Genomic DNA, 708 nt, shown 5'->3' on the forward strand with positions numbered 1-708 from the left:
GACCTCAATCGGGCGTTTATGCAGATCCGGGACCGCGACAAGCGTCGATCTATTCTCCGACTGGTGACGGAAATCGCGAACATGAGCGATGCGAATACGCCTGGATGAGACTGGAGCAGTTCCATAATCGATGTGCAAAAACGGGTATTTCGGACGCTCGACAAGCCTGCGCGGGCTCTTCGACACGATGATCGAGCCGGGGGCCCGCCGTTTTCTCTCCAAGGACTACGCTTTTTGCCGACGATGGAGAGATTTTGGAGGCAAGCTGCATGTCGATGTGACCGCAAAGCTGTCGCACATGGGTCAGCATCGTTACCAGGGCGATTTCGCTGAAACGCTCGGGCCTGCGCCATACAATGCCGTTGGCAGGCCGACAAGTTAAGGAGAAACAGGCTTGAGGAACACAATCACTTTTTTGATTTTGATGTGGCCGATCTTGTCAACGACTGTCCACGCCGCAGATCTGACGGTCAGCCAGTTCGTGACTGCCGCCAGATGAGGGAGACGGTATTGGCCAAGGCTGTAACGCAACGAATCGTCGATTTGTGCGCAGATTTCACTGCCAATGAAGACAAGCTGTCCGCCAGGCGCGATGCCGTGATGACAATCGCGAAAACGATGTTCCCTTCAGGACAGGTTTTTATGGAAGCCGCCGGAATCAATGAAAAGGCGAAATTCGGCGAAGACCTGCGTCGCTTTCTTCTGGAC

Annotated in this window: 2 protein-coding genes; both read left to right on the forward strand. The window is 54.4% G+C overall.

Annotated features, from left to right (window positions below; genetic code table 11):
- The first annotated feature begins 130 nt into the window (after positions 1 to 130).
- Positions 131 to 382 (forward strand): hypothetical protein, encoded by a 252-nt coding sequence (locus AB4Z23_RS27505; protein WP_441361189.1) that lies wholly within the window; start codon positions 131 to 133, stop codon positions 380 to 382.
- Between the two features lie 128 nt (positions 383 to 510).
- Positions 511 to 708: hypothetical protein (locus tag AB4Z23_RS27510; protein ID WP_441361190.1), on the forward strand; the 198-nt coding region annotated here is incomplete at its 3' end.

It is taken from the genome of Agrobacterium sp. MCAB5 (assembly GCF_052114365.1).
GTDB lineage: Bacteria > Pseudomonadota > Alphaproteobacteria > Rhizobiales > Rhizobiaceae > Agrobacterium > Agrobacterium tumefaciens.

Bases quoted from the DNA above. Each gene is read 5' to 3' on its own strand.
- AB4Z23_RS27505 (WP_441361189.1), top strand. From the start codon at position 131: ATGTGCAAAAACGGGTATTTCGGACGCTCGACAAGCCTGCGCGGGCTC.